This is a genomic window from Nocardia implantans (assembly GCF_035544775.1).
Classification (GTDB): Bacteria; Actinomycetota; Actinomycetes; order Mycobacteriales; family Mycobacteriaceae; genus Nocardia; species Nocardia implantans.
On the sequence record NZ_JAYKYQ010000027.1, the window covers coordinates 1 to 5,407 of the forward strand.

Consider the following 5,407-nt stretch of genomic DNA (forward strand, 5'->3'; position numbering starts at 1 on the left):
TCGTGAAAGGATGTTCCGGCGGTGTCCTACTCTCCCACACCCTGTCGAGTGCAGTACCATCGGCGCTGGCAGGCTTAGCTTCCGGGTTCGGAATGGGACCGGGCGTTTCCCCACCGCTATGACCGCCGTAACTCTATGAAACTATCCACACCCCTCCCACACTCCCCACCCTTCCGGGCGGACCCACCACCCGAGGTGATGGACCGAAGTGTGTTCCGGGTATCTGTGTGTTGTTTCAGATACCGCACAGTGGACGCGTAGCAACCTTTGTTGGTAAGTCCTCGGCCGATTAGTACCGGTCACCTCCACACGTTACCGTGCTTCCAGTTCCGGCCTATCAACCCCATGGTCTATAGGGGGCCTTAACCACTCGAAGGTGGTGAGAAACCTCATCTTGGAACAGGCTTCCCGCTTAGATGCTTTCAGCGGTTATCCCTTCCGAACGTAGCCAACCAGCAGTGCCCTTGGCAGGACAACTGGCACACCAGAGGTTCGTCCGTCCCGGTCCTCTCGTACTAGGGACAGCCTTCCTCAAGTTTCTGACGCGCGCGGCGGATAGAGACCGAACTGTCTCACGACGTTCTAAACCCAGCTCGCGTGCCGCTTTAATGGGCGAACAGCCCAACCCTTGGGACCTACTCCAGCCCCAGGATGCGACGAGCCGACATCGAGGTGCCAAACCATCCCGTCGATATGGACTCTTGGGGAAGATCAGCCTGTTATCCCCGGGGTACCTTTTATCCGTTGAGCGACACCGCTTCCACATGCCGGTGCCGGATCACTAGTCCCGACTTTCGTCCCTGCTCGACCCGTCAGTCTCACAGTCAAGCTCCCTTGTGCACTTGCACTCGACACCTGATTGCCAACCAGGCTGAGGGAACCTTTGGGCGCCTCCGTTACATTTTGGGAGGCAACCGCCCCAGTTAAACTACCCACCAGGCACTGTCCCTGAACCCGATCAGGGTCCGAGGTTAGAAGTCCAATACGACCAGAGTGGTATTTCAACGACGACTCCACGAACACTGGCGTGCCCGCTTCACAGTCTCCCACCTATCCTACACAAACCGTACCGAACACCAATACCAAGCTATAGTGAAGGTCCCGGGGTCTTTTCGTCCTGCCGCGCGTAACGAGCATCTTTACTCGTAATGCAATTTCGCCGAGTCTGTGGTTGAGACAGCAGAGAAGTCGTTACGCCATTCGTGCAGGTCGGAACTTACCCGACAAGGAATTTCGCTACCTTAGGATGGTTATAGTTACCACCGCCGTTTACCGGGGCTTAAATTCTCAGCTTCGCACCCCGAAGGGCGCTAACCGGTCCTCTTAACCTTCCGGCACCGGGCAGGCGTCAGTCCGTATACATCGTCTTACGACTTCGCACGGACCTGTGTTTTTAGTAAACAGTCGCTTCTCTCTGGTCTCTGCGACCACACCCAGCTCAGGAAGCAAAGTCCCGTCACCAGACGTGGTCCCCCTTCTCCCGAAGTTACGGGGGCATTTTGCCGAGTTCCTTAACCACAGTTCTCTCGATCGCCTCGGTATTCTCTACCTGACCACCTGTGTCGGTTTGGGGTACGGGCCGTGTACCAACTCACTAGAGGCTTTTCTCGGCAGCATAGGATCACTGAATTCGCCTCAATCGGCTACGCATCACCTCTCAGGCTGTATGCTGTGCGGATTTGCCTACACAACGCCCTACCGGCTTACACCAGGTAATCCACCACCTGGCCCAGCTACCTTCCTGCGTCACCCCATCGCTTGACTACTACACCCAGGGTCTCGTGCATCCCCTTCCGGCTCCCCGAAGGAAGTCCATCCGGTTCAGGACGATTAGCACAGATGATTCACCATTGGGCGCGGATACACGGGTACGGGAATATCAACCCGTTGTCCATCGACTACGCCTGTCGGCCTCGCCTTAGGTCCCGACTCACCCTGGGCGGATTAACCTGGCCCAGGAACCCTTGGTCATTCGGCGGACGAGTTTCTCACTCGTCTTTCGCTACTCATGCCTGCATTCTCACTCGCACAGCCTCCACAACTAGGTCACCCCGCTGCTTCCACGGCTGCACGACGCTCCCCTACCCACCCCAACACCTGGCTCGAAAGCAGGCGCATGTTGGAGTGCCGCGGCTTCGGCGGTGTACTTGAGCCCCGCTACATTGTCGGCGCAGGATCACTTGACCAGTGAGCTATTACGCACTCTTTCAAGGGTGGCTGCTTCTAAGCCAACCTCCTGGTTGTCTTCGCGACCCCACATCCTTTTCCACTTAGTACACGCTTAGGGGCCTTAGCCGGCGATCTGGGCTGTTTCCCTCTCGACTACGAAGCTTATCCCCCGCAGTCTCACTGCCACGCTCTCACACACCGGCATTCGGAGTTTGGCTGACTTCGGTAAGCTTGTGGGCCCCCTAGGCCATCCAGTAGCTCTACCTCCGGCGTGAAACACGTGACGCTGCACCTAAATGCATTTCGGGGAGAACCAGCTATCACGGAGTTTGATTGGCCTTTCACCCCTACCCACAGCTCATCCCCTCAGTTTTCAACCTAAGTGGGTTCGGGCCTCCACGACGTCTTACCGTCGCTTCACCCTGGCCATGGGTAGATCACTCCGCTTCGGGTCCATGACATGCGACTCAAAACGCCCTATTCGGACTCGCTTTCGCTACGGCTACCCCACACGGGTTAACCTCGCCACACACCGATGACTCGCAGGCTCATTCTTCAAAAGGCACGCCATCACCCCACCAATAAAGGAAGGCTCTGACGGATTGTAAGCGTCCGGTTTCAGGTACTATTTCACTCCCCTCCCGGGGTACTTTTCACCTTTCCCTCACGGTACTAGTCCGCTATCGGTCACCAGGGAGTATTCAGGCTTACCGGGTGGTCCCGGCAGATTCACAGCAGATTTCACGGGCCCGCTGCTACTCGGGCACCCACTACAACAGAGCACGCATTTTCGTCTACGGGACTCTCACCCTCTACGACAGGCCGTTCCAGACCACTTCGACTAACACGCACTTTTCTGACTGTTGCCTACCACGGCAGTGATAGGAAAGTGAGCCCCACTACCCCACACGTGCAACACCTGCCGGCTATCACACACGCATGGTTTAGCCTCATCCGCTTTCGCTCGCCACTACTCACGGAATCACAATTGTTTTCTCTTCCTGTGGGTACTGAGATGTTTCACTTCCCCACGTTCCCTCCCCACCGCCTATATATTCAGCGGAGGGTGACACGACATCACTCGTGCCGGGTTTCCCCATTCGGAAATCCTCGGATCTCAGCTCGGTTGACAGCTCCCCGAGGCTTATCGCAGCCTCCTACGTCCTTCATCGGCTCCTGGTGCCAAGGCATCCACCGAACGCCCTTCAACACTTACAAACAAAGATGCTCGCGTCCACTGTGCAGTTCTCAAACAACACACAAGACCAATCCCTGACTCAGCACCAGCCCGAACCCGAAAGCCCAGCGGTATGACTGAAGAACCAGCCTCGTCGTATCTTTTGCCTGGAAAGAACGCCTGTTCTTTCAGGACCCAACAGTGTGTCGACTACATCCGGTCAGAGACCGGCACATGCCAGCGTTCCACCCATGAGCTCCACCGAGGAACACTCGTCCTCGTAATGGCTCTGCCAACCTCGCATCACCTCTGTGACACAAGAATTGGAGAATGCTCCTTAGAAAGGAGGTGATCCAGCCGCACCTTCCGGTACGGCTACCTTGTTACGACTTCGTCCCAATCGCCGATCCCACCTTCGACGGCTCCCTCCCACAAGGGGTTAGGCCACCGGCTTCGGGTGTTACCGACTTTCATGACGTGACGGGCGGTGTGTACAAGGCCCGGGAACGTATTCACCGCAGCGTTGCTGATCTGCGATTACTAGCGACTCCAACTTCACGGGGTCGAGTTGCAGACCCCGATCCGAACTGAGACCGGCTTTAAGGGATTCGCTCCACCTCACGGTATCGCAGCCCTCTGTACCGGCCATTGTAGCATGTGTGAAGCCCTGGACATAAGGGGCATGATGACTTGACGTCGTCCCCACCTTCCTCCGAGTTGACCCCGGCAGTCTCCTGCGAGTCCCCGGCATAATCCGCTGGCAACACAGGACAAGGGTTGCGCTCGTTGCGGGACTTAACCCAACATCTCACGACACGAGCTGACGACAGCCATGCACCACCTGTACACCGACCACAAGGGGGCCTACATCTCTGCAGGTTTCCGGTGTATGTCAAACCCAGGTAAGGTTCTTCGCGTTGCATCGAATTAATCCACATGCTCCGCCGCTTGTGCGGGCCCCCGTCAATTCCTTTGAGTTTTAGCCTTGCGGCCGTACTCCCCAGGCGGGGCGCTTAATGCGTTAGCTACGGCACGGATCCCGTGGAAGGAAACCCACACCTAGCGCCCACCGTTTACGGCGTGGACTACCAGGGTATCTAATCCTGTTCGCTACCCACGCTTTCGCTTCTCAGCGTCAGTTACTGCCCAGAGACCCGCCTTCGCCACCGGTGTTCCTCCTGATATCTGCGCATTTCACCGCTACACCAGGAATTCCAGTCTCCCCTGCAGTACTCAAGTCTGCCCGTATCGCCTGCAAGCTCACAGTTGAGCTGTGAGTTTTCACAGACGACGCGACAAACCGCCTACAAGCTCTTTACGCCCAGTAATTCCGGACAACGCTCGCACCCTACGTATTACCGCGGCTGCTGGCACGTAGTTGGCCGGTGCTTCTTCTACAGGTACCGTCACTTGCGCTTCGTCCCTGTCGAAAGAGGTTTACAACCCGAAGGCCGTCATCCCTCACGCGGCGTCGCTGCATCAGGCTTTCGCCCATTGTGCAATATTCCCCACTGCTGCCTCCCGTAGGAGTCTGGGCCGTGTCTCAGTCCCAGTGTGGCCGGTCGCCCTCTCAGGCCGGCTACCCGTCGTCGCCTTGGTAGGCCATTACCCCACCAACAAGCTGATAGGCCGCGGGCCCATCTCGCACCGATAAATCTTTCCACCCCCAGCCATGCGACCAGAAGTCATATCCGGTATTAGACCCAGTTTCCCAGGCTTATCCCGAAGTGCGAGGCAGATCACCCACGTGTTACTCACCCGTTCGCCGCTCGTGTACCCCGAAGGGCCTTACCGCTCGACTTGCATGTGTTAAGCACGCCGCCAGCGTTCGTCCTGAGCCAGGATCAAACTCTCCGTTGAAGACTCACAATCACACCCCGAAAGATGCAATCAGATCAAAAACCAGAGTCCGAAAACCCAGCAAAACAATCGCCAGCCGGAAATTAGCTGACTAAAAATGTCCGACCCTCCACACGGGGGTATGAAGAGCCGAAACCAAAAATAATTGGCACTGACATTCATCGACACACTATTGAGTTCTCAAAGAACACACGCACACAC

General features: G+C 56.8%; 3 rRNA genes. All 3 read right to left on the reverse strand.

The annotated features are described in order from the left end of the window. Positions 1–13: 13 nt before the first annotated feature. Positions 14–130: ribosomal RNA gene (gene rrf / locus U3653_RS33110) — 5S ribosomal RNA — on the reverse strand. Positions 131–269: 139 nt separating this feature from the next. After that, positions 270–3,387: ribosomal RNA gene (locus U3653_RS33115) — 23S ribosomal RNA — on the reverse strand. A 300-nt stretch (positions 3,388–3,687) separates the two neighbouring features. Beyond that, a 16S ribosomal RNA gene (locus U3653_RS33120) occupies positions 3,688–5,206 on the reverse strand. The 16S, 23S and 5S rRNA genes sit together here, the layout of an rRNA operon. Positions 5,207–5,407 lie beyond the last annotated feature (201 nt).